26 protein-coding genes and 2 tRNA genes are annotated in these 26,164 nt (G+C 35.8%); 18 read left to right on the top strand and 10 right to left on the bottom strand.

The window, feature by feature from the left end; translation table 11 throughout:
- From Q0L68_RS03755 to Q0L68_RS03720, 8 genes are all read right to left on the bottom strand, one after another.
- The coding region (locus Q0L68_RS03755) for an Ig-like domain-containing domain (RefSeq protein WP_296699530.1) at positions 1–1,410 on the bottom strand (1,410 nt) is incomplete at its 3' end.
- Complete coding sequence (locus tag Q0L68_RS03750; protein ID WP_296699528.1) at positions 1,407–2,207, bottom strand: class I SAM-dependent methyltransferase; 801 nt, start codon at positions 2,205–2,207, stop codon at positions 1,407–1,409. The genes Q0L68_RS03750 and Q0L68_RS03755, both read right to left, overlap by 4 nt.
- Positions 2,208–2,305: 98 nt before the next feature.
- The gene (gene mnmG / locus Q0L68_RS03745) at positions 2,306–4,171 is read right to left on the bottom strand and encodes a tRNA uridine-5-carboxymethylaminomethyl(34) synthesis enzyme MnmG (RefSeq protein WP_296699525.1); all 1,866 of its coding nucleotides are present in this window, start codon (positions 4,169–4,171) and stop codon (positions 2,306–2,308) included.
- 75 nt (positions 4,172–4,246) lie between these two features.
- Positions 4,247–4,672, bottom strand: a complete 426-nt coding sequence (ybeY, locus tag Q0L68_RS03740; protein ID WP_296699522.1) for an rRNA maturation RNase YbeY — start codon at positions 4,670–4,672, stop codon at positions 4,247–4,249.
- A 3-nt stretch (positions 4,673–4,675) separates the two neighbouring features.
- Positions 4,676–5,077: an ATP-binding protein gene (locus Q0L68_RS03735; RefSeq protein ID WP_296699520.1), complete on the bottom strand. Its 402-nt coding sequence runs from the start codon at positions 5,075–5,077 to the stop codon at positions 4,676–4,678.
- Positions 5,078–5,110: 33 nt separating this feature from the next.
- The gene (locus Q0L68_RS03730; protein ID WP_296699518.1) at positions 5,111–5,875 is read right to left on the bottom strand and encodes an exodeoxyribonuclease III; all 765 of its coding nucleotides are present in this window, start codon (positions 5,873–5,875) and stop codon (positions 5,111–5,113) included.
- A 3-nt stretch (positions 5,876–5,878) separates the two neighbouring features.
- On the bottom strand, positions 5,879–6,241 hold the full coding sequence (locus Q0L68_RS03725; protein ID WP_296699515.1) for a hypothetical protein: 363 nt from the start codon (positions 6,239–6,241) through the stop codon (positions 5,879–5,881).
- Positions 6,242–6,249: 8 nt separating this feature from the next.
- Entirely contained in the window at positions 6,250–6,591 is a 342-nt protein-coding gene (locus Q0L68_RS03720; protein ID WP_296699512.1) for a carboxymuconolactone decarboxylase family protein, read from the bottom strand.
- Between the two features lie 83 nt (positions 6,592–6,674).
- Between Q0L68_RS03720 and Q0L68_RS03715 the strand changes: the two genes are divergently transcribed.
- From Q0L68_RS03715 to Q0L68_RS03680, 8 genes are read left to right on the top strand one after another with little or no spacing between them, the layout of a single operon-like run.
- Positions 6,675–7,367 carry a ComF family protein gene (locus Q0L68_RS03715; RefSeq protein WP_296699508.1) on the top strand — a complete coding sequence of 231 codons (693 nt, stop codon included), beginning with the start codon at positions 6,675–6,677 and terminating at the stop codon, positions 7,365–7,367.
- A 7-nt stretch (positions 7,368–7,374) separates the two neighbouring features.
- Positions 7,375–7,908: a YfiT family bacillithiol transferase gene (locus Q0L68_RS03710; RefSeq protein ID WP_296699504.1), complete on the top strand. Its 534-nt coding sequence runs from the start codon at positions 7,375–7,377 to the stop codon at positions 7,906–7,908.
- Between the two features lie 32 nt (positions 7,909–7,940).
- The gene (locus Q0L68_RS03705; RefSeq protein ID WP_296699501.1) at positions 7,941–9,356 is read left to right on the top strand and encodes an MBOAT family O-acyltransferase; all 1,416 of its coding nucleotides are present in this window, start codon (positions 7,941–7,943) and stop codon (positions 9,354–9,356) included.
- On the top strand, positions 9,356–10,258 hold the full coding sequence (locus Q0L68_RS03700) for a hypothetical protein (protein ID WP_296699499.1): 903 nt from the start codon (positions 9,356–9,358) through the stop codon (positions 10,256–10,258). The genes Q0L68_RS03705 and Q0L68_RS03700 overlap by 1 nt, the downstream gene beginning before the upstream one ends.
- Positions 10,259–10,268: 10 nt before the next feature.
- Complete coding sequence (locus Q0L68_RS03695) at positions 10,269–11,027, top strand: SDR family oxidoreductase (protein WP_296699496.1); 759 nt, start codon at positions 10,269–10,271, stop codon at positions 11,025–11,027.
- Between the two features lie 38 nt (positions 11,028–11,065).
- A complete protein-coding gene (locus Q0L68_RS03690) occupies positions 11,066–11,650 on the top strand; it encodes a hypothetical protein (RefSeq protein WP_296699493.1) in 585 nt (194 codons plus the stop codon).
- 8 nt (positions 11,651–11,658) lie between these two features.
- Entirely contained in the window at positions 11,659–12,105 is a 447-nt protein-coding gene (locus Q0L68_RS03685) for a PaaI family thioesterase (protein ID WP_296699490.1), read from the top strand.
- 43 nt (positions 12,106–12,148) lie between these two features.
- Positions 12,149–12,562 carry a hypothetical protein gene (locus Q0L68_RS03680; protein WP_296699487.1) on the top strand — a complete coding sequence of 138 codons (414 nt, stop codon included), beginning with the start codon at positions 12,149–12,151 and terminating at the stop codon, positions 12,560–12,562.
- Here Q0L68_RS03680 and Q0L68_RS03675 read toward each other — a convergent pair.
- The gene (locus Q0L68_RS03675) at positions 12,559–13,092 is read right to left on the bottom strand and encodes an RNA methyltransferase (protein ID WP_296699485.1); all 534 of its coding nucleotides are present in this window, start codon (positions 13,090–13,092) and stop codon (positions 12,559–12,561) included. The genes Q0L68_RS03680 and Q0L68_RS03675 overlap by 4 nt on opposite strands.
- A gap of 93 nt (positions 13,093–13,185) precedes the next feature.
- Between Q0L68_RS03675 and mutS the strand changes: the two genes are divergently transcribed.
- From mutS to Q0L68_RS03645, 6 genes are all read left to right on the top strand, one after another.
- A complete protein-coding gene (gene mutS / locus Q0L68_RS03670; RefSeq protein ID WP_296699483.1) occupies positions 13,186–15,792 on the top strand; it encodes a DNA mismatch repair protein MutS in 2,607 nt (868 codons plus the stop codon).
- Between the two features lie 57 nt (positions 15,793–15,849).
- Positions 15,850–16,659 carry a LuxR C-terminal-related transcriptional regulator gene (locus tag Q0L68_RS03665; RefSeq protein WP_296699480.1) on the top strand — a complete coding sequence of 270 codons (810 nt, stop codon included), beginning with the start codon at positions 15,850–15,852 and terminating at the stop codon, positions 16,657–16,659.
- Positions 16,660–16,785: 126 nt separating this feature from the next.
- Positions 16,786–16,858: transfer RNA gene (locus tag Q0L68_RS03660), tRNA-Gly, on the top strand.
- A gap of 139 nt (positions 16,859–16,997) precedes the next feature.
- Positions 16,998–17,081 (top strand) — tRNA-Leu (locus tag Q0L68_RS03655).
- Between the two features lie 225 nt (positions 17,082–17,306).
- Positions 17,307–18,758 carry a betaine-aldehyde dehydrogenase gene (gene betB / locus Q0L68_RS03650; RefSeq protein WP_296699477.1) on the top strand — a complete coding sequence of 484 codons (1,452 nt, stop codon included), beginning with the start codon at positions 17,307–17,309 and terminating at the stop codon, positions 18,756–18,758.
- Between the two features lie 81 nt (positions 18,759–18,839).
- Positions 18,840–19,691, top strand: a complete 852-nt coding sequence (locus Q0L68_RS03645; protein WP_296699475.1) for a mechanosensitive ion channel family protein — start codon at positions 18,840–18,842, stop codon at positions 19,689–19,691.
- Positions 19,692–19,693: 2 nt separating this feature from the next.
- Here the strand turns inward: Q0L68_RS03645 and Q0L68_RS03640 are convergent, their stop codons facing one another.
- Positions 19,694–20,161: a nucleoside triphosphate pyrophosphohydrolase family protein gene (locus tag Q0L68_RS03640; protein ID WP_296699471.1), complete on the bottom strand. Its 468-nt coding sequence runs from the start codon at positions 20,159–20,161 to the stop codon at positions 19,694–19,696.
- A gap of 254 nt (positions 20,162–20,415) precedes the next feature.
- Here Q0L68_RS03640 and dapF point away from each other — a divergent pair, with 254 nt between their 5' ends.
- The 4 genes from dapF to Q0L68_RS03620 all read left to right on the top strand — a co-directional run.
- Positions 20,416–21,189, top strand: coding sequence for a diaminopimelate epimerase (dapF, locus tag Q0L68_RS03635; RefSeq protein ID WP_296699468.1), 774 nt, complete (start codon positions 20,416–20,418; stop codon positions 21,187–21,189).
- A gap of 97 nt (positions 21,190–21,286) precedes the next feature.
- Positions 21,287–24,664, top strand: coding sequence for a preprotein translocase subunit SecA (gene secA / locus Q0L68_RS03630; protein ID WP_296699465.1), 3,378 nt, complete (start codon positions 21,287–21,289; stop codon positions 24,662–24,664).
- Positions 24,665–24,673: 9 nt separating this feature from the next.
- Positions 24,674–25,216 carry a hypothetical protein gene (locus Q0L68_RS03625; protein ID WP_296699462.1) on the top strand — a complete coding sequence of 181 codons (543 nt, stop codon included), beginning with the start codon at positions 24,674–24,676 and terminating at the stop codon, positions 25,214–25,216.
- Positions 25,197–26,164 (top strand): M20 family metallopeptidase (locus Q0L68_RS03620; RefSeq protein WP_296699458.1); only part of this gene is annotated, 968 nt, incomplete at its 3' end. The genes Q0L68_RS03625 and Q0L68_RS03620, both read left to right, overlap by 20 nt.

Genomic DNA, 26,164 nt, shown 5'->3' with positions numbered 1-26,164 from the left:
TCTATTTATTTGAGATTTTGAGTCAATTAATTGGATGATGTATGGAGGTGATGCTCCGATTATTTGGCCTGTTACTGCATCCGCAAGTGTTTCCCTTTTTAGTTTTCTGTAATTTGCAGAGAGTATTGCTTCATTAAACTCACCTTCTATATCTAAAAAAGTAGAATCTGATGCCTTAATAGTAAATATTTCTTTATCTAAAGAGTCAGAGATTATAAGGTTAATATGAATGAGGTCTCTCTTCATTGAATCTGGGATATTCACCATTTCGGGCGTAATTGGTATAAATGAAGCTGTATCATATGATAGGAATAAAGAATCATAATTTATATCTATGATAGGTTTATTGAATTTCAGTTCAATTTGTAAATCCTTATAGAAGCTTTTTCCTGAATTTACATTGAATGTTAGTTTTTCGGCTTTCCTTTCAGACTCTTTAAACTTTGCATAAATAGTAGTGTCTACTTTGAATCTTAGAGAATCCTGTAATTTTATGTCTATTTTAAGACTGTCAGCTATGGGCGCTCTTGAATAGAGTCTAATTCGTTGATCAATAATGTGATAGTTGATATTATCACCGATCTGTTCAGCATTTAATTGAATATCTAATGGATCTTTATTCAAAACAATGTCGTAATTATTTCCTGCTTCTGATGATCTAGTGAGCTTCATCTGAGTCAAGTCTGCTTTGGAAATATTGAATATAGCTCCACTGATATTGGACTCAATTGAAATTGTATCTAAGATAAAATCATAATCTTCACTTTTATATTCTGCTTTTAAAGTGTTGTTTTTGTCGTTCCAGGCGTATGCTCTATATTTTCCTTGTTTGATATTTCCTATTGTAAATAGACCAGATGAATCTGCTTGAGTTAAGTAATAAGGTTGTGCTGTAAATACATCTGTAGTATCCTCGTGTTCATAGAGACCAACGATTACGTTTTCAAAAGAAAAACCTCTCTCGGGCAAATAACTATTGACCTTTCCAGAAAAAGTTAGGCTATCAATACTCTGGCCTGTTGAAAAAACAAGTTTAAGATTTTCTGTAGGATTACTTTCTGAAAGGTCTTGAATAGATTTCTGGAAATTGAAAACATAAGTAGTACTGTCTTCTAACTCTTGGTTTAACTCTATTCTTACAGTGTTTTTTAGAGCTGTAATAACTAGCTCATCTTTATTCAATTTCGGTGTAATGATGATATTTTTATTGGGATTGTCTAGTTTAATATATTCGTCGAATACAATCAGAATTTCTTCAGGTTTCTGATTTAAACTTTGATTTTCTGGATACATTTCTAGTACGACAGGCGGATCTTCGTCCCTAGGACCTCCCATGGGAGTACTTTGCTTTGCACAGGATTTGAATAGTAAAGCAATAAAAAGTAAGGCTATGTATAATTTGTATTTCACTTCTTTCTAAAAATAAATAGATTACTTGAGTATTGGCCTATTTGGTCTTTTGCTGATTTATTGGATTTCCAACCGTTTTTTACAGCTTTAAGATATTTTGAAATTAGAGTTTGACTTGGGTTGATATAGCCTTCAGATAATAAAGAAACATAATAGCTGTCAAAAAGCATTGGATTCACCTCAACTAACTCTAAATCAAATAGTTGTTCAAAATTTTTAAGAGCTATTTGATTAAAATGATATAAATGCCTGGGTACGTCCCAACCTGCCCAATCTTTGCCATATCTTTGTGCATCAAAACTTTCAGGGTTTGGCACAGCTATAATTATATAACCATCTGATTTTAAGTGACTTAAAATTTTTTTTATTGTTTTCCTCAAGCTGTGGATATGCTCTAAAACATGAAAAAGGCTGATAATGTCATATTTCTTTTTTTCATCTATTTGATCAATATTTTCAAATACTTTATTTTCTAAAATTGTATTTGCTTGATTTCGCGCTTTGGCTGTTGGTTCCACACCTTTTATTTTCCAACCTTTGGATTTCGCTGCTTGGAGGAATTCTCCAGTGCCACAGCCGTAATCCAGTATTTTACCTTTTCCTTTTAGTTTTGTGATTAACTTTATTTTTTTTGAAACAGTATAGTCTCTAACTAGATTATAAATGATTTGTGTGAAGGTTTTATTATTCTTTTCATGAGAGTAATATTCAGGGAATTCATAGTATGGGCCAATCTTTTCTTCCTTAGGTCTAGGGTTGGTAAAGAGTAAGGAACAATTTTGGCACTTACAAATCATGAAAGATTCTTTGCTTACGGCGTGATCTATTATCTCTGTATAATTAAGAAAAAGCCCACTCTTACAAAGTGGGCATTTATTAAGTCTTTCCGCCATTATTATCTACCTAAATAAACTGTAAGTATAGAAAGATCAGCAGGTGATACACCACTGATTCTTGATGCTTGACCTAAAGTTTCTGGTTTTATTTTATTTAGCTTTTGTTTACCCTCGTTTGATAATGCAGAAATATTTAGATAGTCAAATTTTAACGGAATTTTGTAATTCTCCATGTTGCTAAGTTTTTCTACCATTTGCTGTTCTTTTTCTATATAGCTATCGTATTTAATCTGAACTTCTGACTGTTCTCTTACTTCTTGAGGGAACTTGGAAAGAAAAGCTGCGAATTCTGGATCAAGAACCATTATCTCTTTCAGTCCTATATGAGGTCTTTTTAGTAGTTTTTCAGCGGATACCTTTTCTTTGATCTCAGCCGTACCTATTTGTTCTAAGCCTTCATTTATTTGATCTGGAGAGAGTTTTTTCTGTTTAAGGTAATTTATCAATCGTGCTGTCTCGTTCTTTTTGTTTAGCATTTTATCTAGTCTTTCCTGACTTGCTAAGTTTATGTCGAAACCTAATTGAGTCAATCTTAAATCTGCGTTATCTTGCCTTAATAATAGCCTGAATTCAGCACGGGATGTAAACATTCTATATGGTTCTTCAGTCCCTTTATTAATTAAATCGTCTATTAGTACTCCAATGTAAGCGTCTGACCTTTTTAAATGAAAGGCATCTTTTTCCTGGACTTTTAAACTTGCGTTGATTCCTGCGATTAAACCTTGGGATGCCGCTTCTTCATATCCGGTGGTTCCATTTATCTGACCAGCAAAATATAGGTTTTCTATAAGTTGTGTTTCTAAAGTAAGTTTTAATTGTGTTGGTGGAAAATAGTCGTATTCTATGGCATATCCTGGTCTGAACATTTTAGCGTTTTCAAACCCAGCTATTTTTCGTAAAGCTTTATATTGTACATCTTCTGGAAGTGATGTTGAGAATCCATTAACATAAATTTCTACTGTATTCCAACCCTCTGGTTCTACGAAAATTTGATGCCTTTCTCTTTCAGCAAATCTATTAATCTTATCTTCAATCGAAGGGCAATATCTTGGACCTAAACCTTGAATTCTTCCATTAAACATGGGAGATCTATCAAAACCTTCTTCTAATGTACTATGAACCTCCTTATTTGTGTATGTAATCCAACAGGTTCGTTGTTCTTTTATTGGGCTAGTTTCATCAGAATAACTGAACTTTTCAGGGTTTTCATCACCATATTGTACTTCCATTTTAGAATAATCTAGGCTCCTACCATCAACTCGTGGAGGAGTACCTGTTTTCATTCTGCCAGATTCAAATCCTAATGATACTAATTGTTCAGTAATTCCCCGAGCTGCTGATTCACCAGTTCTTCCTCCTCCAAATTGTTTTTCACCAATGTGAATCAAGCCATTTAAGAAAGTTCCATTAGTTAATACTACACTTTCAGATTCAATTTCAATTCCAATACTTGTCCTTACACCTTTTATTTTGCCAGCTTTTACCAATATCCCTGTAATCATTTCTTGCCAGAAATCTACATTCGGTGTTTGTTCTAAAGCAAGACGCCATTCTTCAGCAAACTTCATTCGATCATTTTGTGATCTTGGGGACCACATTGCTGGGCCTTTTGATCTATTCAGCATCCTGAATTGAATCATTGATTTATCCGAAATTATTCCAGACATTCCTCCTAAAGCATCAATTTCTCGTATTATTTGTCCTTTAGCGACGCCTCCCATTGCTGGATTACATGACATTTGGGCAATAGTATTCATGTTCATGGTACACAATAACACCTTTGAACCCATCTTTGCTGCTGCATGTGCGGCTTCACAGCCAGCGTGTCCTGCCCCTACTACTATGACATCATATTTTGGAAACATGATTTTTATTTGTTTACTGTTCCACGTGAAACATCACTTTTAATCGTGAAAGTTTAAAATGTTTCACGTGAAACGTTAGATGTTTTTAAATAAATTAATTGCGGATTCTTCTTTGTTTCGCATCAATCTGGCTTCCTCTTTCTTTTTGTCTTTATATCCCATTAAATGAAATAATCCATGACTAATCACCCGGCTTAGTTCGTCATCTATCGATACCTGAAGTTTTTCTGAATTCTCTTTAACTCGGTCAATGCTAATGAATATATCACCTTCTATTTTCAATTCATTATCAGAATTATCAAATGTAATAATATCTGTATACGTGTGATGATCTAAATATTCTACATTGATATTGTATAAGTATTCATCAGAGCAGAAAATATAATTCAAATCTAATATTTTGAATTCTTCTTTTTCTGCGATTAGTTTTAGCCATTTTTTTCGAAGAAGTTTTTTGGATAGTTGAAACGAGGTTTCTTCCTGAAAGAAATTTATTGCCATGATTTAATTCATATAAAATGACAGAACTGTCTTTCTACCGTCTTCCTCGAATTTTACTTCGTCTGTCAAGTGCTTTATTAAGAAAATTCCTCTACCCCCTGTTTTTTCGATATTTTCTGGTTCTGTAGGGTCTTTCAATTGGTTCATATCAAAACCAGGGCCTTCATCTTCAATAACAAATCGTAGTAACTCATCTTCTATCAATAATTCAAGATGTACCAATTTATTTTTATCGTGTTGATTTCCATGAATTATTGCATTACTGATACATTCAGTTACGGAAATCATAATATTTCCATAGATATCATCATTTATTTCGAAATTCTCCCTCGCGTTATCGATGAAGCTCTCGATAATTTTTATATTTTCTATGAGTGAGGGAATGGAAATTTTTATCGATTTCATCTGCTTTTTTATTGAATGATCAATAGTAGTATTTTATTCAGCTATTTCTAATAATATTGGACAATGATCTGAATGCTTAGCATCTGGCAAAATTACGGATCTCTTCAAGAGGTTTTGCATTTCTGTTGTTGCCATATGATAATCAATTCTCCAACCTAAATTTTTTGTTCTTGCATTAGCGCGATAACTCCACCAAGTGTAATTATGAGGTTCAGGATTAAAGTACCTGAAAGTATCAGTAAAGCCTGACTCAGTGAATTTATCCATCCAAGCTCTTTCTTCAGGTAAGAATCCAGAACTGTTTTTATTTGATATTGGATTATGAATATCTATAGGTCTGTGACATATATTATAATCGCCGCTTAAAATGAGGTTGGGCTTTATTTTTTTTAAATCTTGAATATAGCCATAGATATCATCCAGAAACTCATATTTGAAATTTTGTCTGAGATCTCCTGTTGTTCCTGAAGGAAAATAAGCTGATAGAAATGAAAAGTTTTCGAACTCAACTTCTAATATCCTTCCTTCATCATCATATTTATCTAAACCTATTCCATGTTTTATGGATTTAGGTGTTTTTTTGCTCAAAATTGCTACTCCACTATATCCTTTCTTCACTGCAGGATTCCAGTATATTTCATAACCTAAGTCTTTAAATATACTACTGTCAATTTGACTTTCCAAAGCCTTAACTTCCTGTAAACCAATAATATCTGGATTTGTTTTTTCTAACCACTCTACAAAACCTTTGTTCATGGCAGCCCTAATTCCATTAACATTATAGGAGACAATCTTCATATTTTACTTGATTTCTATATCGTACTCTTTTTCAAAATATTCAAGTACCTGAATTTTTAATAATTTTTCTTGATCCAATAAATCAAAATGAGGTAAATCTTTTATTAATTTCCAATGAGGCCATCCATCCTGATCAACGTAATCTAATTCGTAAAACCCATCATAACTTAATACTTTACAAACAGCAATATGCATTAAATCCTGTTTTTGCTCTTTTGTAAAGATTTTGTTTCCTTTTCCTAATTCTTGAACACCTATAAGAAACAAAACGCCATTTAAATCGGATGGTTTTTTACCTATTGTTTCTTTTAGGCCATCTAATAATTTCACCCACCTTTTTTCAAGCTCAAGATCTTTTTTAAACATTTTATAAACTATTGATTATCAAGCTCATCCCAGTATTCTGTAGCTCTTCTGAGATGAGGAATAACGATAGAGCCTCCGATTAAAGTGGCAATAGAAAATACCTCAAATATTTCGGTTTTATTTAAACCTACCTCTTTACATTTTCCTAAATGATATTTTACACAATCATCACACCGAAGTACCATAGAACAAGCTAAACCTAGCATTTCTTTCGTTTTTACATCTATGGCTCCTTCCGCGTAAGCGTTGGTATCCAAATTGAAAATCCTTTTTAACACTTTATTATCAGCAGCCAAAATATTATCATTCATTCTGGCTCTATAATCATTGAATTCCTCTATGAGATTCATTAAATTAACAGTTTAGGACACACATTTACAGGCAAATATAGCATGTATTCAGCCTTGGTTAGTACTAACAGAACTTTTTGATTATGCGTTTACATTATTTAAAAGATTTTTTTGACCTCATCTTTCCAAGAAACTGTAGTCTTTGCGGTCGAAACTTATATGATTTTGAGACGGATCTCTGTAAAATCTGTATTGGGTCACTACCAAAGACTCTATATCATGCCATGCCTTTTGAAAATGATCTTACTGATAAAATTAAAGGATTGAGTAAAACAGGAATGGCAATGTCGTTCCTGAGATTCACAAAAGCAGGCCAAAGTCAAAAAATACTGCACTTGTTGAAATACCGGAATAAGCCGGAAATAGGAATAAAAGTAGGTCTGTTATATGCACAGGAATTGTTAGAAGCTGGGTTTTCGGGTTTTTGGGATGTTATTGTACCAGTTCCCCTACATCCACTAAAACATAAAAGAAGAGGATATAATCAAAGTGAAGAGTTTGCGAAGGGGATTTCGGAGGGATTAAGAATTCCCTGCAGTACATGCCTAGAAAGAAGAAAATTTACAGAAACCCAGACTAAGAAATCCAGGATAGAAAGGATGGAAAATGTTGAAGAAGTTTTCGCAATTGCATCAAATAAATCAGTAGCTGGTTTAAGAATTTTGTTGGTTGATGATGTTATCACCACAGGGGCAACTTTGTGTTCATGCGCAAATGTTCTTTTGGCTAATGGGGCAAAAACTGTAGATTTGGCAACGATTGCTGCAGGAAAATAAATTTACCATGATAGACATTGATTTGTTGAAATATCCGATAGGAAAATTTCAAAAACCGAATAATATTTTATTTGATGATTTGAAAGAAGCTATTGAAGGGATTAAAACACTCCCTAAATTTTTGGAATCAACAGTTAAAGACTTTTCAGAGGAACAGTTAGACACTCAATATAGACCTGGAGGGTGGACCGTACGTCAAGTCGTTCATCATTTTGCTGATAGTCATATCAATGCTTTTATTAGGTTTAAATTGGCTTTGACAGAAGAAAACCCGACAATAAAGCCATATGATGAAGCCGCCTGGGCAAATCTAAGTGATAGTGATTTACCCATTGAAATCTCAGTGGGAATTTTGAAAAATATTCATTTCAAATGGGGAACAATTCTGGATCAAATGTCAAAATCGGATTTTTCCAGAACTTATTTTCATCCGGAATCCCAAAAATCAGTGCCTCTTGATGAAGTGACACTGATGTATAATTGGCATGGAAAACACCATTTGGCACATATTCAGGCGCTTATAATAAGAGAAAATTGGTAAACTATTAATTACAAGTGTTTTATAAATAGGACATGCTATTTAATTCAATTGAGTTTGCCATCTTTTTGCCCATAGTTTTTATACTTTATTGGGTATCTAAAAACCATCACAAACTTCAATTATATATCATTTTATTCTCCAGTTATATTTTCTATGGCTGGTGGGATTGGCGATTTCTTAGTTTAATCATTTTTAGCTCTTTAGTAGACTTTTTGATTGGAAAGAAACTTGGGAAGACTTTGGATGAAAGAAAACGCAGGTTTTTATTAGGCCTAAGTTTGTTTACAAACCTTGGGCTACTCGGCTTTTTCAAATACTATAATTTTTTCGCAGAGTCATTTTCTGAAGCCTTTAGCTTTTTAGGAAGAGAAATTTCTCCTGATAGACTTGATATCATTTTGCCAGTTGGAATTAGCTTTTATACCTTCCAAACGCTGAGTTATACCTTTGATATTTATAAGAAAAAAATAGACCCGGCAGAGGACTGGTTGCCATTCTTTGGCTTTGTGAGCTTTTTTCCTCAATTGGTAGCAGGTCCTATTGAAAGGGCATCTCATTTACTGGGACAATTCCAGAAGCCTAGGGTATTCGAGTATTCAATTGCTGTTTCAGGTCTTAGATTAATAGTTTGGGGACTTTTTAAAAAGATTGTGATAGCAGACAATGCTGCAGTTTTGGTAGATGAAATCTTTTTGGATTACACGAATCAATCCAGCCTATCGCTCATTTTTGGAGTCGTTTTATTTGCATTCCAGATATATGGGGATTTTAGTGGCTATTCAGATATAGCAATCGGTTTATCCAGAATTTTTGGGTTTGATCTGATGTTGAATTTTAGATTTCCATATTTGGCTCAAAACATCAATGATTTTTGGAAAAGATGGCATATTTCTCTCTCAAGTTGGTTTAGAGATTATGTATATATTCCATTAGGCGGAAGTAGAGTTTCATCTTGGATCTCACTTCGTAACGTTATGATCGTATTTTTAGTAAGCGGATTTTGGCATGGAGCAAATTGGACATTTATAATCTGGGGCTTGATTCATGGATTGCTTTATATTCCTTTTTTCTTCAGGAAATCTCATCAGGATTTACATGAACATTCAATCTTAAAAAAACTACCTCAAATCTTTCTGACATTCTCTGTTGTATGCTTAGCTTGGATATTTTTTAGAGCGGATAATTTATCTCAAGCCTGGAATTACATAGGACATATTCTCAGTAATGAAGGGACAGGAAACTATATTTTTGGTGCCAATAAGAGGATAATCATCTTTGGAATAGTAATGATGTTTATAATGATGATGATGTTTGTAGAAGCGTATTATGAAAGCAAACAGAAAAAAGAAGTTTTATTACCAAGCTGGAGTCTTGTTCTATTAGTATTAGTAATATTTTTCTTTGGGGGCTTTAAAAATCACGAAAGTTTCATCTACTTCCAATTCTGATGAAAAAGTTTGTACTTAAATCTATCCTATATTTAGCCATTGCATTATTTATTGCTAATGTGCTGGCTTATATGGGCTTACGAATACTTGGAAAAAGTGATTTTTTTAAGACGACTTACCTTGTTCATCATTTTCCTGAAGGTCAGTCTTTTGATTTAGCGGTTTTTGGTTCCAGTAGAAGTTTAGCTGCAATTGATACTAAAATAATCGGAGAAACCACGGGAGGCTTAGCAGTGAACTTTTCTATGGATTATACCGCTCTACCATCTTCGCTTTTGATGTTGGAGCACTTTTATGCCCAAGGTTACACCTCTGAATGGGTAGTTATTTCTTTGGATTTACCGGATTTTGAGGAATCCAAAACTGTTATCTCTGAAAATGATCATAGATTTCTTCCATATATCTCTAATAATTATATAAGAGAATATTTTGTTGAATACGAAGAAGCAATGCTTAAACCTATTGCTATTTCTAAATACGTACCCGTAGTAGGTTTTGCATATTACAACATGGAACTCTTGGCCCCTGCCGTTCAGGCTTTGCTAAGACCAAGTTATAAGTACCGTTTTGATGAGTTGGGAAACTATCAATACCCAGATTATTTAGCCCAGCAAGAAATGCCCGAAGCTAGATATTTTAAAACTAGACTTTCAAATCCGATTTTGAAGGAAATAGCCGAACTGACGAATAAAAATGGAAGTAAGCTAATCGTTTATATTGCTCCTTATCTCCGTGATGATATTTCAGTTGAATCTCCTTTAGATTTTCTGGTAATTAACCATTCACGACTGATTAATGAACCAAAATATTTTTCAGACTACATTCATGTGGTAAACTCAGGAAAGGTATTAGCAACGGAAGCGTTTATAGAGGATTTACGTAAAATTGATAATCAACCATAAAATAGGTAGTATGAATGTATCCCTAAAAGGTCAAAGAATCCTTGTTACTGGAGCATCAAGGGGAATAGGAAGAGCAATCGCTAAACAGCTTTCAGAATCTGGAGCTGAGGTCATCATTCACTTTAATGCCAACGAAGAAGAAGCGTCAAAATTGAAAAGTGAGTTGGTGAACCCATCTTTTGTGGAAAAATGTGATTTGGCTGATTCTTCGAAAGTAATCGGTTTTATTCCTCGATTAGTTGAAAAATATGGTTCTATTACTGGAATTGTAAATAATGCGGGGATTGCCAAATCTGCACCAGATGATTTATCAACAGATCAATGGGCCAAAATCTGGAATGAGACATTTCAAGTAAACACGACTTCGCTGGGGATATTATGCAAAGAATTCATTGATCAAGCTAAAAAAAATCAAGAGGGTAGAATAGTTAATATTTCCTCTCGAGCGGCATTTAGAGGTGATACCACTGATTATTTGGCCTATGCTGCTTCAAAAGGAGCTTTGGTTAGTCTGACCAGATCCATAGCGAGATATTATGGAAAAGTTGGTATCAAGGCATTTTTAATTGCTCCAGGATTTACGAGAACTGATATGGCAAAGGAAATTCTTTCTGAATATGGAGAAGATTTCGCTCTCAACGATATTGCTTTAAGAGAACTTACCAAACCAGAAGACATCGCTCCAATGGTTACATTGCTATGTTCCGGAATGGCAGATCACGCTACAGGGGCAAGTATTGATATCAACGCAGGCTCTTACGTTCATTAAGAAGTCTAACCATTCTTAGTAGTTTCGGTTAATAATACATGGGAACAAATTCTTCCAGAGATCCAATATTTACTCCTGAACTGGCTAAAATCCTAAAAATCTTTGGAATAGCGTCTATCGTTTTGGTAGTTGTTTTATCCTTTTTTAATGAAAAAAGAGCAAATAATACCGGTGAAGACCGAACTTTTAAAGTTAATTCTTCAAATCGACTTTTTTTCTTAAACCTCCGGGCGATCCATTACGACAGGGAGGCTAGGACGGATGCTAAAATGAATCTTTATAGACATAAGGATCAAAACACAAACCTTTCGAATTTGGGCTTAGTCCTTATTTTGAATTCTTTGAAAGATGAAGCCTATATTTACTTCGAACCTATTAAAACAGATTGGCCAATTGAAATTAAAGTAGAATCATCTTCTGGAATGAAAGCTTTTCATTTTGAGAATGGAAATAACGCTTTGTTTTATTCTTATTTCAAAGAATTAGAACCCTGGTTTGAGGAAGATGCGGATTTTTCTATTCGAATTAAAGGAGAGTGGAAAGCTTTGTGGAAAGTTCAAGAGGAAAGAGAAGCTATAAAAGAGGTTATGTCTGATTTTAATGAATTACTAAGCGACAAATAAGCATATTCATGATAGCACCATTGGAATATTTCTCAAAGCAAATTGGAAAAAAACTAGATAAAACACCATCTGCTGCAGGCAATTGGTTACAAGGTACTTTATTGGAAATATCTGAAAATCATATCAAAATTGAATACACAGTAAATCCTGGGATGTGTAATCCTGCCAAAATTTTGCACGGAGGGGTCGCTTCTCTCATGTTGGATGATGCAATAGGCTTAGGAAACTTTGTTGCTGGAAGTGAATACCTGATGACAAGTATTAATTTGAGTGTTGACTTTCTTTCATCCGCAAAAGTAGGAACAACACTTGAATTGGAAGCAAAACTTATTCGTTCTGGCTCAAACCTAAATCATTGGGAGGCCGTAATAAAAAAAGAATCTGGAAAAATAGTAGCGAAGGCTAGTTCGAATATGATAAAAACCCATGTAAAATTAGTTGATCTTAAACTTTAAGTTATTACTTTTGTTTAGATTTTTTACAAATTAATTTTACACAATGAAAAAAATGTTATTTATAGCTCTATTTGGGCTATTTTCACTAACTGGGCTTTCTCAAACTACTATTACTTTTCACCAGAGTAATCTTCCATTTTTGGGTGTCAATTATCAATTTGGACAACGTTTTATCCCCGAATTTAGAGTAGGGACAGATACTTTTTTCGAGGATTTATCAGCGGAACTGGCCGCGAATTACATTTTTAAAAAGACAGACCGATTCGAATTTTATGGAGGTGCAGGCCTTAGAGTAGGAAGTTTTGATGGAATTGTAGTTCCTGTTGGTTTGAATATTTATCCTTTTGACCAGAAGGATTTTGGCTTTCATATAGAAGGAGCTCCTATTCTAGGTTTCAATGATAACCAGGTTTTCCGCGGTTCTGTCGGTATTCGATATCGCTTTATTAAAAATTAAAACTGCTTCAATTTTACCATCAAATCCCAGACGGCGATCCCTAGCGTTACTGAGATATTTAATGAATGTTTCGTTCCAAGTTGAGGTATTTCAAGCACGTGATCGCAGGCTTGCAATACTTCTTCTTCCACACCGAACACTTCATTTCCAAAAACTAAGGCGATTTTATCATCTTGTGAGGGTTGGAATTCATTTAGAAAAATGGATTGATCAACCTGTTCCAAAGCACAAATTTTGTAGCCTTCCTTTTTAAGAGAATTTATTGCTTCTACTGTACTTTCACTGTAGCTCCATTCTACAGAATCAGTTGCCCCTAAAGCGGTTTTTTGAATGTCACGATGTGGTGGAGTACCAGTAATACCACATAGATAAATCTTTTTTATTCTAAACGCATCTCCAGTTCTGAACGCAGAGCCCACATTGTTAAGACTTCTAATGTTATCCAAAACAATTACAATAGGTGATTTTTTTACCTCTTTATACTCTTCTAATGAGAGCCTTTCGAGCTCATCCATACTTAATTTTTTCATCGCCTTTTGTTCTGCTTAAGGATTGCCTTATTTTCAGGTTTTATTCTTAGGGAAAATCCCCAACAAAAGTAATATAAAGTAAGCATACCCCTCATGAGCAAGTCTAAAGATGGCAAAGAAACCCCTTTAATGAAGCAATACAACGCTATTAAAGCCAAACATCCTGGGGCTTTATTGCTTTTCAGGGTTGGTGACTTTTATGAAACTTTTGGTGAAGACGCTATTAAGGCAAGTAAGATTCTGGATATTGTTCTAACAAAAAGAGCAAATGGGTCAGCTTCACATATTGAATTGGCAGGTTTCCCTCATCATTCTTTGGATACCTATCTTCCAAAATTGGTTCGTGCAGGAAACAGAGTTGCTATCTGTGACCAATTAGAAGACCCAAAATCTGTAAAAGGAATCGTCAAAAGGGGAGTTACAGAACTCGTGACCCCAGGGCTCTCATTCAATGATCAGGTTTTAGATACGAAAAGGAATAATTATTTGGCATCAATTCATTTTGGAAAAGAAAAGAATGGAATAGCTTTTCTTGATCTGTCTACTGGTGAATTTATGGCTGCTGAAGGGAGTTCATCCTATTTGGAAAAATTGATACAAAGCTTTGCTCCTTCAGAAATTATCTATTCCAAAACAGCAAAGAAACTAGCACAGGATCTCTTAAAGAACGATTTCATTACGTTTCATTGCGAAGATTGGGTATATCAATATGATTTCACATATGAAAAACTCAAAAATCATTTCAAAACAGCAAACCTAAAAGGTTTTGGAATAGAAGATCAGGAAATGGGGATCATCGCTGCGGGAGCGATCTTATATTATTTGGAAGAAACCGAGCATAAAGAGATTCAGCATATCTCAGCTATTTCAAGGATTGCAGAGGAAAAATATGTGTGGCTAGACAAATTTACGATACGCAATTTGGAACTTGTTTATCCACAGCATGAAGGAGGAGTTCCGTTGATTCAAATTTTGGATCAAACCATAACTCCCATGGGATCTAGGATGATGAAAAAGTGGATGGTTTTGCCATTAAAAGAAAAGAATGCGATTGAAGAACGATTGAATGTAGTAGATTTTTTCTACCAGAATTCGAGTCTAATTGAAGAAATTTTTGGTGAGCTAAAGCAAATTGGTGATTTGGAACGCCTGATTTCAAAAGTGGTAGTAGGAAGAGCAAACCCAAGAGAAATAAACCAAATAAAAAGGGCATTAAAAGCCTTAATACCAATAAAGGAGCTTCTCAAAACTCAAAAAAATCCTACACTGAAGCGTCTCTCAGATCAAATAAATCTTTGTGAGTTTCTATTGGAAAAAATTGACAAAGAATTAAAAGAAGATGCTCCCATGCTTACCCATCAAGGAGGTATTATCAAAGATGGGGTAGATGATGAATTGGATGAATATAGAAACCTAGCTAATACAGGGAAAGATTTTCTTGTACAACTTCAGCAAAGGGAAGTTCAAAATACTGGGATATCTTCTTTGAAAATAGCCTATAACAAGGTTTTTGGATATTACCTTGAAGTTACTCATTCACATAAAGATAAAGTTCCTCAGGAATGGATCAGGAAACAAACCTTGGTGAATGCGGAAAGGTACATTACACCAGAGTTGAAAGAATATGAAGAAAAGATTCTTCATGCTGAAGAAAGATTGGTGGGAATTGAGCAAAGATATTTTATGGAATTGGTTCAAGAAACAGCCAATTATGTTACCCAAATTCAGCAAAACGCTAGAGTAATAGGAACATTGGACGTCTTATTATCATTTGCACAAATTGCCTTATCGAATGCATATACAAGGCCTAAAATATCAGAAACCGAAACATTGGAGTTTAAGGACGGACGGCATCCAGTAATTGAGAAACAGCTGCCGCTTGGGGAGAATTATGTGCCAAATGATATTTATTTGGATCATGATAGCCAGCAGATAATAATCATTACCGGACCAAATATGGCTGGTAAATCAGCTTTGTTGAGACAAACTGCATTGATCGTGTTAATGGCTCAAATGGGGAGTTTTGTGCCGGCTTCTTTCGCGAGAGTAGGAATTATTGATAAGGTTTTCACACGGGTGGGAGCTTCAGATAACCTCTCCAAAGGAGAATCCACTTTTATGGTTGAAATGACTGAGACGGCAAGTATTTTAAATAATCTATCCAATAGGAGTTTGGTTCTAATGGATGAGATTGGGAGAGGAACCTCTACTTATGATGGAATTTCAATTGCTTGGTCTATCGTTGAATACTTGCATAATCATCCCCAATTCAAAGCAAAAACGCTCTTTGCAACTCATTATCATGAATTAAATCAATTGACAGAAGATTTTCCAAGGATTAAGAACTTTAATGTATCTGTTAAAGAAGTGGGCAATAAGGTAATATTCATGAGAAAACTAGAAAAAGGAGGGAGTGAACACAGTTTTGGTATCCATGTCGCTCAAATGGCGGGAATGCCAAACCCGGTTGTGCTAAGGGCTTCTGAGATCATGGGTCATTTGGAGAAGGACAAAGCAGTCAGTGAGAAAAAAGAAAATTTAAAATCTATTCCCAAAAATAATTACCAATTGAGTCTATTTGAACTTGATCCCAAGATTCAGGAAGCCAAGGAGTTAATTGATCAAATTGATATTAATGCAATTTCCCCAATTGAAGCCTTGCTCAAATTGCATGAGATCAAGAAGAAATTAGAGGCCTAGTAGTTAAGAAATTTTGTATATTGGATTAGCTTTTTTAAACAGAAAAGAGAGTGATTTATGGATAAGGTGCTTTTAAAGGACCTGAAAAAACAGGATAAGTATTCAAAATTTTTTCATGCTTGGAAAGATCAGGAGTTTAAAGAATCTCCTGATGAAGAAAAAATGGTTTCTGAACTTGAAATTCTAAGTCAAACCATTGGTATGAGAGAAGGGTTGGTGATTGCTTGTTTTGATTACAGGAATCTTAGTTTAGCTTTTTTCACTGGCAACGTAGAAGAATTATCTGGCTATCCTGCTTCAATGTTTAGGTCTAAGGGAATGGAGACGTCTTTTACGATGATTCATCCGGATGACAGAGAAGAATTATTTCGTTTTCAAAAAATAGTTTTTGATGCTTTTCATCAATTAACTTTGGAAGAAAGGCAACGTTTTGAGTTTTCATATACTACGCGATGGGTTCACCGGGTTACCCAAGAAGTTTTCTGGATGATGGGTAGGGTAAAACCTTATTTAATTGATTCAGCTGGAAATTTTGCGATGGATCTACATATCATCCTAAAGTTGCAGACCCCACCAAAGACCAAAAATTATGATTGGAATTATTCTTATCTAAAAGATGATGGAACTAGGATTTTTGTAAGTAAAAATTCACCTGTAGATCGTGAAATTTCTTTGACCAAAAAAGAGAAAGAAATCGTCAAATTGATTTTGAATGGTATGGAGTCAAAAGAAATCAGTAATGAATTAAATATTTCTTTTAATACCGTATCCACACACAGAAAAAATATTTTGAGAAAGCTTGGGGCTAGGAATGTAGGAGAAATGATTAAAATATTAGCTTCTTATGACTTTGATATTGCCCTGTAAATCAGGCTTATCTAATTTTGAACAAACAAAAAGGTAAAAATTCAATGAATAATTCTTGTAATTTTATTTTCCGATCTTACCTTTGCATCCACAAAACACTCAGAGTACGTTTGAGTTTTGAAATATGCGAGAGTAGCTCAGCTGGTAGAGCACGACCTTGCCAAGGTCGGGGTCGCGAGTTCGAATCTCGTCTCTCGCTCTAAAAGCCCTTGATTCAAGGGCTTTCTTGTTTAAAGTTAAAGTCTTGGATATTCCAAGCGAAGCCGAGATGGTGACCCACGATATCTATCGCGGGATATCCACGCAAGGCAAGTCTATATTTTTAGAATATAGATCAAGCCGGGATGGTGGAATAGGTAGACACGCAAGACTTAAAATCTTGTGACCTCACGGTCGTGCGGGTTCGATTCCCGCTCCTGGTACATAAGCCTCACAGAAATGTGGGGCTTTTTGTATTTTATACCTGCAGAGATAATTGTCCTATCCCTAAATGTTGGGAAAGTATTTCTTTCAATCTTGGGTCTATCCACGAGGAAAATTAACTTTGAATATCAATCATTATAATTCCAAGGGTATTTCTGCTCTCTTTATGGAATTTCCATTTAACCTTTTTATTTACTTGTCGATCTCAAATATTTCTTTCTGTTATGCAAAATATCCCACTATTTATCGATAATAAGACTGTTACAGGATCAGGAAAGCGGTTTGAAAACTATAATCCTGCAACTGGAGAAGTAACTCACATTGTCACAAGTGCCTCAATAGAAGATTTTGAAAAAACGATTGATTCTGCAAAAAAGGGTTTTAAAGTATGGTCTCAAATGTCTCCCACAGAAAGGGGAAGGATTTTATATAAAGCTTCTGCATTATTGAGAGAAAAAAATGATGAATTGGCAATTCTGGAATCTCAGGATTCTGGGAAACCAATCCGAGAAGCTTTAGCTGTTGACGTAATTTCTGGAGCTGATTGCCTTGAGTATTATGCTGGACTCGCTCCTACTTTACATGGAGAACACTTTCAATTAGGGGATGATTTTGCTTATACAAAAAGAGAACCTTTGGGAATATGCGCTGGAATTGGAGCATGGAATTACCCTATCCAGATTGCTTGCTGGAAAGCAGCCCCTGCTTTAGCATGTGGTAATGTCATGATTTTTAAACCGGCAGAACTAACTCCGCTTACTGCTTTCAAACTTGCCGAAGTATTTAAAGAAGCTGGATTACCGGATGGAGTATTCAATGTAATACAGGGAGATGCCGAGGTTGGACAAATGATGACCGCACATCCTGATATTGCGAAAGTCTCCATCACGGGTGAAGTAGGTACAGGTAAGAAAGTGATGGCAGCTTCTGCGGCTACATTAAAACATGTTACACTTGAACTTGGAGGGAAATCCCCAATTCTCATTTTTGAGGATGCTGATTTGGATGAAGCTGTAAATGGAGCATTATTGGGAAATTTTTATACTCAAGGAGAGATTTGCAGTAACGGAACACGCGTATTTGTACACAAATCAATTCGGGAGAAATTTCTTAAAAAGTTGATAGAAAAAACCAAAGTTCTAAAAGTTGGGAACCCTTCAGATCCAGAAACGCAAATTGGTGCTCTCATTAATAGGAACCATTTTGAAAAAGTAATGGGATATATCAATTTAGGAAAAGAGCAAGGTGCTGAATTAATTTATGGAGGAAATCAAGTGAATGTAGCTGGTTGCGAAGGAGGCTTTTTTATAGAACCGACTATTTTTAAAAGTTCTGATGATCAAGATAAAATTGTAAAAGAAGAAATTTTTGGACCTGTCATGTCTGTACTGGAATTTACTGATGAGGAAGAAGTGTTGAATCGGGCTAATGATACTCCTTTTGGACTCGCAGCTGGCGTTTATACAAGGGATCTGAGAAGAGCACATCGAGTTGTTTCAGACCTGCAAGCTGGAATGTGTTGGATAAATACATACAATATCAATCCTGTAGAGATTCCTTTTGGAGGTAATAAACAATCAGGAATTGGAAGAGAGAATGGTCTTACCGCTATTGAGCATTATTCTCAACTTAAAACAGTTTATGTGGCGATGAAAGACTTAGGTAATCCTTTTTAAATCCTTATATTTTCAAGGAAAACGTAATTATTTTCAATTTGAATTAGAAATAGGCCAGTTTTAACTTAGTTTTTAAATTTTATGGAAGAGTTCGATTTTATTTCTGTAGACTGGCCAATGATTAAACATGTGTTGATCATTTCGGGGATTTCTATCCTTACTTTTTTGGTATTCCTTTTCTTTGCCAGGAAGTCTAAGGCATTTTTGAAAGTGAGGCTTATCCGGAGAATGGATGATGATTTGTTGGCTAATTTCTTGGCCGGTATTTTCAGCGCCATTGTCATCATGATAGGCTTACTGGTTGTATTTCGAATTATAGGGCTAACCGGAGTTGTTTCAGGATTATTAGCAGGAGCGGGTATTTCAGCTTTTATTATAGGCTTTGCCTTAAAAGATATAGGAGAAAATTTTCTAGCCGGTATTATTCTAGCATTCAAGCGGCCTTTCCGAGTTGGAGATATTGTTGATATCAGTGGTATGAGGGGTCAGGTGCTTACACTCAATCTCAGAGACACTCAAATCAAGACAGGGGATGGGAAAGATGTTTTTATTCCCAATGGAGTGATTCTAAAAAACCCCCTCATCAATTTTACTATTGATGGGTATCTTCGATATGATTTCATTGTTGGTTTGGATTATGGTTCCGATTATCATGGGGCTGTGGATTTGATCAAGTCTACCATCAAAAAAATTCCTGGTGTGCTGAATGAAAATAAGGCTCCTGCTGTGTGGGTAGTAGATTTGGCAGAAAGTACTTTAAACATTCAAGTAACTTTTTGGGTAGATACTTTTGAAAGAGAAATTTCTGATGCTGTGGTAAAAAGTAATGCCATTATTGAGGTATTAACGGCATTAGAGAAAGCCGGCTTTAATATGCCGGCTCGAATTATTGAATTGAAAAATCACCAGGACAAAAGTCTGAGGACTTCCTAAGCTTATTTATCTAAAATGCCCTTTAAATCTGCTGGAGAATAATTGACTGATTTTAGAGTTTTATGATCTCCTTCTCGGAATACTAAGAAAAGATCTCCCTCTTTTTCATAGAAGCTAGGGGTTCCTTTCGCCTCATAATGTGCCACAGTTGCCTTCGCCTCTTCCTCAGTTACACAAGCTTTACTCATGTTAGAGCGCTGAACTTCATCAAAAAGGGATTTGAATTTTTCACCGAGTCCAAATTCCAAAATTGCTCCAGAAAGCACATACTGAAGGTCACAAAGTGCATCTGCAATTTCAACCATATCTTTGTTTTCTATTGCTTCCTCTAGTTCTTTCAACTCTTCTGCCAAAAGTGAAACTCTCAGATTGCATCGCACTTCTGAAGGAATTGTGGGTTCAGATAAAACAGGATGCTTGAATGTTTCGTGAAATAGGGCAACGGAAGTAAGGGACTTAGGATCTTGCATGGCTTATTTTAATTAATATTCGAAATAAATGAAAAAGACCGAAATTCTAAGGCTTTTTCTGAATGGATTCTATAGTGTTAAAATTTAGGCTGTATTAAGTTTCTTGTTTTCGGGCTATTTCATACAGTTAACTGTCTTTATTTAGAGTGAGAATCAGACAATAAGTCTGATTATATGACAAGTTGTTTAAGTTTGCAAGCGCTTTTGTACTTGGTGGAGTTTTTGAACCTAATGCTTCTTATTGTAAAAGACCAATGGAAATTACCTTCTATAAATATCAGGGAACAGGAAATGATTTTGTTATGATCGATGATCGATCAGAGTCATTTGATGCTTCAGACCTAAAGTTAGTCTCTAAACTTTGCGACAGAAAATTTGGGATCGGAGCAGATGGTCTTATTTTAATCAGGAACCGCGAAGGTTACGATTTTGAGATGATTTATTTCAATGCGGACGGAACCCAAAGTATGTGTGGAAATGGAGCAAGATGTGCTGTTGCTTTTTCGGCATTTATTGGGATTGTTGGTGAGAAAACGAATTTTCTGGCCATAGATGGCCCACATGAAGCTGTTATCAACAAAGGTTTAGTCCATTTGCTTATGGGAGAAGTAGAAGGAATCGAAAAAAAAGCAGACGATTTCTTCGTGGACACAGGATCTCCGCATCATATTAGATTAGTGGAAAATGTGGCTAATTATCCGGTTTTTGATGAAGGTAAAAGTATTCGATATAACGACTCCTATTTGCCAGCAGGAACAAATGTAAATTTTATTGAACCGATTGCAGCTGATGAAATTTTTGTTCGGACCTATGAAAGGGGCGTCGAAAATGAAACACTTTCCTGCGGAACAGGCGTGACAGCAGCGGCTTTGGTATTTGGAAAAGATTTAAAAGCTGCAGAAATAAAAATCAATACCCTAGGAGGTAAGTTATCCGTTAAATTTACTTCTAAGGCATATGGAGGGTTTACCGATATTTGGCTTATAGGGCCTGCGCAGCAGGTTTTTAGTGGTAAAATAAATATTTAGAACAAAACGATCATCTGGTGGGTACCGGATATCATTATCAATTGTAATAAAAAGGGTTTAATTTTATGACCCGATTTGAGAATCACATTCATTCGACATGTTAGAATTAATTGCAAAAGGACTCGCGAAAGTATTCGGTACTAAGTCCGATAGAGATATTAAAGAGTTATCCCCCAAAGTAGTAGAGATCAACAAGATCTTTGAAAGCTTTGCATCTATTACGGACGAGGAACTTAGAGGTAAAACTCAGGAAATCAAAAGTAAAATAGATGATCGACTAAAAACGATTGATGATAGTATTGAAGAGATCAGAACAAAGATCAATAAACTACCTGCCAATGCTATTCATGACAAGGATCAACTCTTCAATGAAATTGACAAATTAGAAAAGCAGCGCGATGAATCTTTAGAAGAGATTTTATCTGATGTTTTACCTATGGCTTTTGCAGTTGTTAAAGAAACAGCAAGAAGGTTTAAAGAGAATAAACAATTGAAGGTGAAAGCTTCACTTTTTGACAGAGAAATTTCTGCTAAAAAGAAGAATGTGGAAATCGATGGAGACGATGCAATCTGGCATAATAGCTGGCTAGCAGCGGGAACTGAAGTTGTTTGGGATATGGTCCACTATGATGTGCAACTAATCGGAGGAATGGTTTTACATAACGGTAAAATTGCCGAGATGGCCACTGGTGAAGGTAAGACACTTGTTTCTACGCTCCCCGCCTACTTAAATGCACTTGCCGGAAGAGGAGTACATATTGTAACTGTAAACGATTATTTGGCCAAGCGTGACTCCGAATGGAACGCGCCACTTTTTGAATTCCATGGATTAACAGTGGACTGCATTGATAAGTATCAACCAAATTCTGCCGGTAGGAAAAAAGCCTATGCGTGTGATATTGTTTATGGTACTAACAATGAATTTGGATTTGACTACCTCCGTGATAATATGGCAAGAGACGGTAGTGATTTGGTCCAGGGCAAACATCATTTTGCAATGGTGGATGAGGTTGATTCTGTTTTAATTGATGATGCCCGAACACCATTGATTATTTCTGGTCCAGTGCCAAAAGGGGATGTTCATGAGTTTGATGATATGAAACCTCGTGTTTCCGCTTTAGTGGATGAGCAAAGAAAATTGGTCCAGGGATTTTTGACCAGTGCAAAAAAACTCATTGCAGAAGGAAATGAAAAAGAGGGCGGTTTGGCTCTATTCAGAGCATTTAGAGGAATTCCTAAATACAAGCCATTGATCAAATACCTTTCCGAACCTGGAATCAGAGTTATTCTACAAAAAACAGAAAACTTCTATCTGCAGGATAATAAACGAAACATGCCCGAGGCAGATGAACCACTTTTGTTTACCATTGATGAAAAAACAAATGTTGTTGATTTAACAGATAGGGGAATCGAAACAATGACAACAAAAAATGAAAACGTAGAATTTTTCGTTTTACCAGATATTGGTGTTGTCATAGCAGACTTAGAAAAAGAGGAAGGTCTTGATGATAAAGAAAAGCTAATCCGTAAGGAAGAAGTTATTAAAGATTATGGTGTAAAGGCTCAACGGATTCATACTGTAAATCAGCTGTTGAAAGCCTACTGTATGTTTGAGCGTGATACAGAATACATTATTGTCGATGGAAAAGTAAAAATCGTCGATGAGCAAACTGGCCGTGTGATGGAAGGAAGAAGGTATTCTGACGGTTTGCACCAAGCGATTGAAGCAAAAGAAAACGTAAAAGTGGAGGACGCTACTCAAACCTATGCCACTATTACGCTTCAAAATTATTTCAGAATGTACCATAAGCTTGCCGGTATGACTGGTACAGCTGAGACTGAAGCAGGTGAATTCTGGGAAATATATAAACTTGACGTGGTTGTTATTCCAACCAACCGGGTGATTCAAAGGGCTGATAGAGAAGATAAGGTTTATAAAACGGTTCGTGAAAAGTTCAATGCGGTTGTAGATGAAATAAACGAGCTAGTTGCAGCAGGCAGACCAGTACTTGTGGGTACCACTTCAGTTGAGATTTCTGAGGTATTAAGTAGAATGCTTACATTAAAGAAAATACCTCATCAGGTCTTGAATGCAAAGCAACATGCCAAAGAGGCGGATGTCGTTGCTGCGGCCGGACAATCCGGAACAGTAACAATTGCAACCAACATGGCTGGGCGAGGTACTGATATCAAACTTTCTCCCGAATCCAAAAATGCTGGAGGTCTTGCTATTATTGGTACTGAGAGACATGAATCAAGACGTGTCGATAGACAGTTGAGAGGTCGAGCCGGACGTCAGGGTGATGTAGGCTCTTCACAGTTCTTTGTGTCTTTAGAAGACAGTTTAATGAGACTTTTTGGTTCAGAAAGAATCGCAAAGTTGATGGATAGAATGGGATTGGAAGAAGGAGAAGTGATTCAGCATAGCATGATCACAAAATCTATCGAAAGAGCTCAGACTAAAGTGGAGGAAAATAACTTTGGTACAAGAAAGAGACTTTTGGAGTATGATGATGTAATGAACTCACAACGCGAGGTAGTTTACAAGAGAAGAAGAAATGCACTAAAAGGAGATCGGCTAGAGTTAGATATATTGAATATCATGTTCGATGTCTGTGAAAGCAACATTGAAATGGGGAAATCTACGGGTGAACCAGAAGATTTAAGATTGAATGTGTTTACTTCTCTTGGATTGGATTATCAAATTTCTGAGGCTGACTTGAAGTCCAAAGACTCGGCGACTTTAACTCAGGAATTATATGAAGCAGCCTTTGATAATTATCAGAAAAAGAATGAATTAATTATGAACACTGCTCTTCCTATCTTTAAAAAAGTTCAGGAAGAAAGAGGTGCTACCGTAAAAGATATTATGGTTCCGATTTCTGATGGCATCAAACAAATTGGCGTGGTGGTAAATCTCGAGGGAATGATCAATAGTGAAGGAAGAGAGTTAATTAGATCCATCGAAAAGAATGTTACCCTTGCAATCATCGATCAAAACTGGAAAGAACATCTCCGCGATATGGATGATTTGAAGCAGTCTGTGCAAAATGCCGTTTATGAGCAGAAAGATCCGCTTTTGATTTATAAGTTTGAGGCATTTGAAATGTTTAAGCGTTTTATTGGAAAATTAAATGAGGATATGATCTCATTTATTTCTAGAGCAGATTTGCCAAAGCAAGATCCAAGTCAGGTTCATGCAGCGCAGCCAAATAGAGCAGCAGAGCCTCAGGGCCAAGCAAGTAAAGCAGAAGTTTCAAGTTCTCTTAATCCAGGAGCAAACAGAGCAGCGGCAGCTGCTGCAAGCGCAGGGAGACCTGCACCACAAGTGGTGGCACCTAGAAAATCTGAAAAAGTTTACGGCAGAAATGATAAAGTTACTGTTCAATATACTAATGGAACAACAAAATCAGATGTAAAATATAAAAGTGTAGAGCAGGATATTCAGGAGGGTAAATGTATTGTAATCGACTAAATTAAGGATATGAAGTTTGTTTGGATTCTTGGCGTATTTGTAATTATTGTAGGATGTAATTCTAGTAAATCCACAACTGGAGGTGCTGCTGCTTATGCTACTTATCAAGAAAATCTAACTAACTCTTTGCCTGTTTACCCGGACTATAAAGCAGAGCTGGCATCTCAAGAAAGTAATAAAGAGACTGCTTCCGTAAAAACTGTCGATTCTGAATTGAATCAGAAGATTACTCAGATTTATGATAAAAATTTATCAGAACCATATTTCAATGGTTATTCAGTATTAGTTTATTCAGGTATTGACAGAACAAAAGCATTTGAGACCCAAGAGGAATTGACTGAAAACTTTCCGGAAATCAAACCTGAAATGCAATATCAAGAGCCCCGCTATCTTGTGAAAGTGGGTAAGTTTAATTATAAAATTGAGGCACAAAAAAGCTTTTCACTGATCAAATCCCAGTTTCCAACTGCAAGAATTATTCAGGATAGATTTCAGAGAAAAGAATATGAAGCCCCTGAAATATTAGATTCTAATGCTGAAAGACAAAATTAAGTTACTGGCTAAGGCCTACAAAGATGAAGTCATTGCCAATCGAAGACATCTTCATGCCAATCCAGAACTTTCTTATGTTGAATTCAAGACTTCTGCTTTTGTTGAAGAGAAGCTAAAATCAATCGGGATAACCAAGATTGATAAAAAAGCCACCACTGGATGGTCTGCCTTGATCGAAGGAAAAAACCCAAGCAAAAAAGTAGTAGCTCTTCGAGCTGATATGGATGCCCTTCCTATTATAGAAGCAAATGAGGTTCCTTACAAATCTACGAATGAAGGAGTAATGCATGCTTGCGGGCATGATGCTCATACAGCATCTTTATTGGGAGCTGCTAAGATTCTTAATGAATTAAAAGATGATTTTGAAGGAACCATCAAATTAATTTTTCAACCTGGCGAAGAAGTTGTTCCTGGAGGGGCCTCTTTAATGATTAAGGATAAAGTGCTTGAAAACCCACGTCCCGCAGGAATTATTGGCCAGCATGTTATGCCATTTATAGATGCTGGAAAAGTAGGATTTCGAAAAGGAATCTACATGGCCAGCGCAGATGAATTGTATATTACTGTAAAAGGCAAAGGAGGCCATGGAGCAATGCCTGAAACCTTAATAGATCCTGTTTTGATTGCTTCTCATATGATTGTTGCTTTGCAACAAGTTGTCAGCCGTGCAGCAAGTCCAAAAATCCCAACAGTACTCTCATTTGGACGTTTGGAGGCTTTAGGCGCAACTAATGTCATTCCTAATGAAGTTAAAATTCAAGGAACTTTTAGGACTTTAGATGAGGATTGGAGAGCAAAGGCCCATGAGAAGATGCTTCAGATTGCTTATGGAATAGTAGAGGGAATGGGTGGAGAGTTGGATTTTGAAATCCGTAAAGGATATCCGTTTCTTAAAAATGATCCTGAGTTAACAGATAGGTCACAGCAAGCAGCAATTGACTACTTAGG

The sequence above is a fragment of the Algoriphagus sp. genome (genome assembly GCF_024642405.1).
Taxonomy (GTDB): domain Bacteria; phylum Bacteroidota; class Bacteroidia; order Cytophagales; family Cyclobacteriaceae; genus Algoriphagus.
Note: the sequence above shows the minus strand (reverse complement) of the source record. Positions and strands in the feature narration are given on the sequence as shown.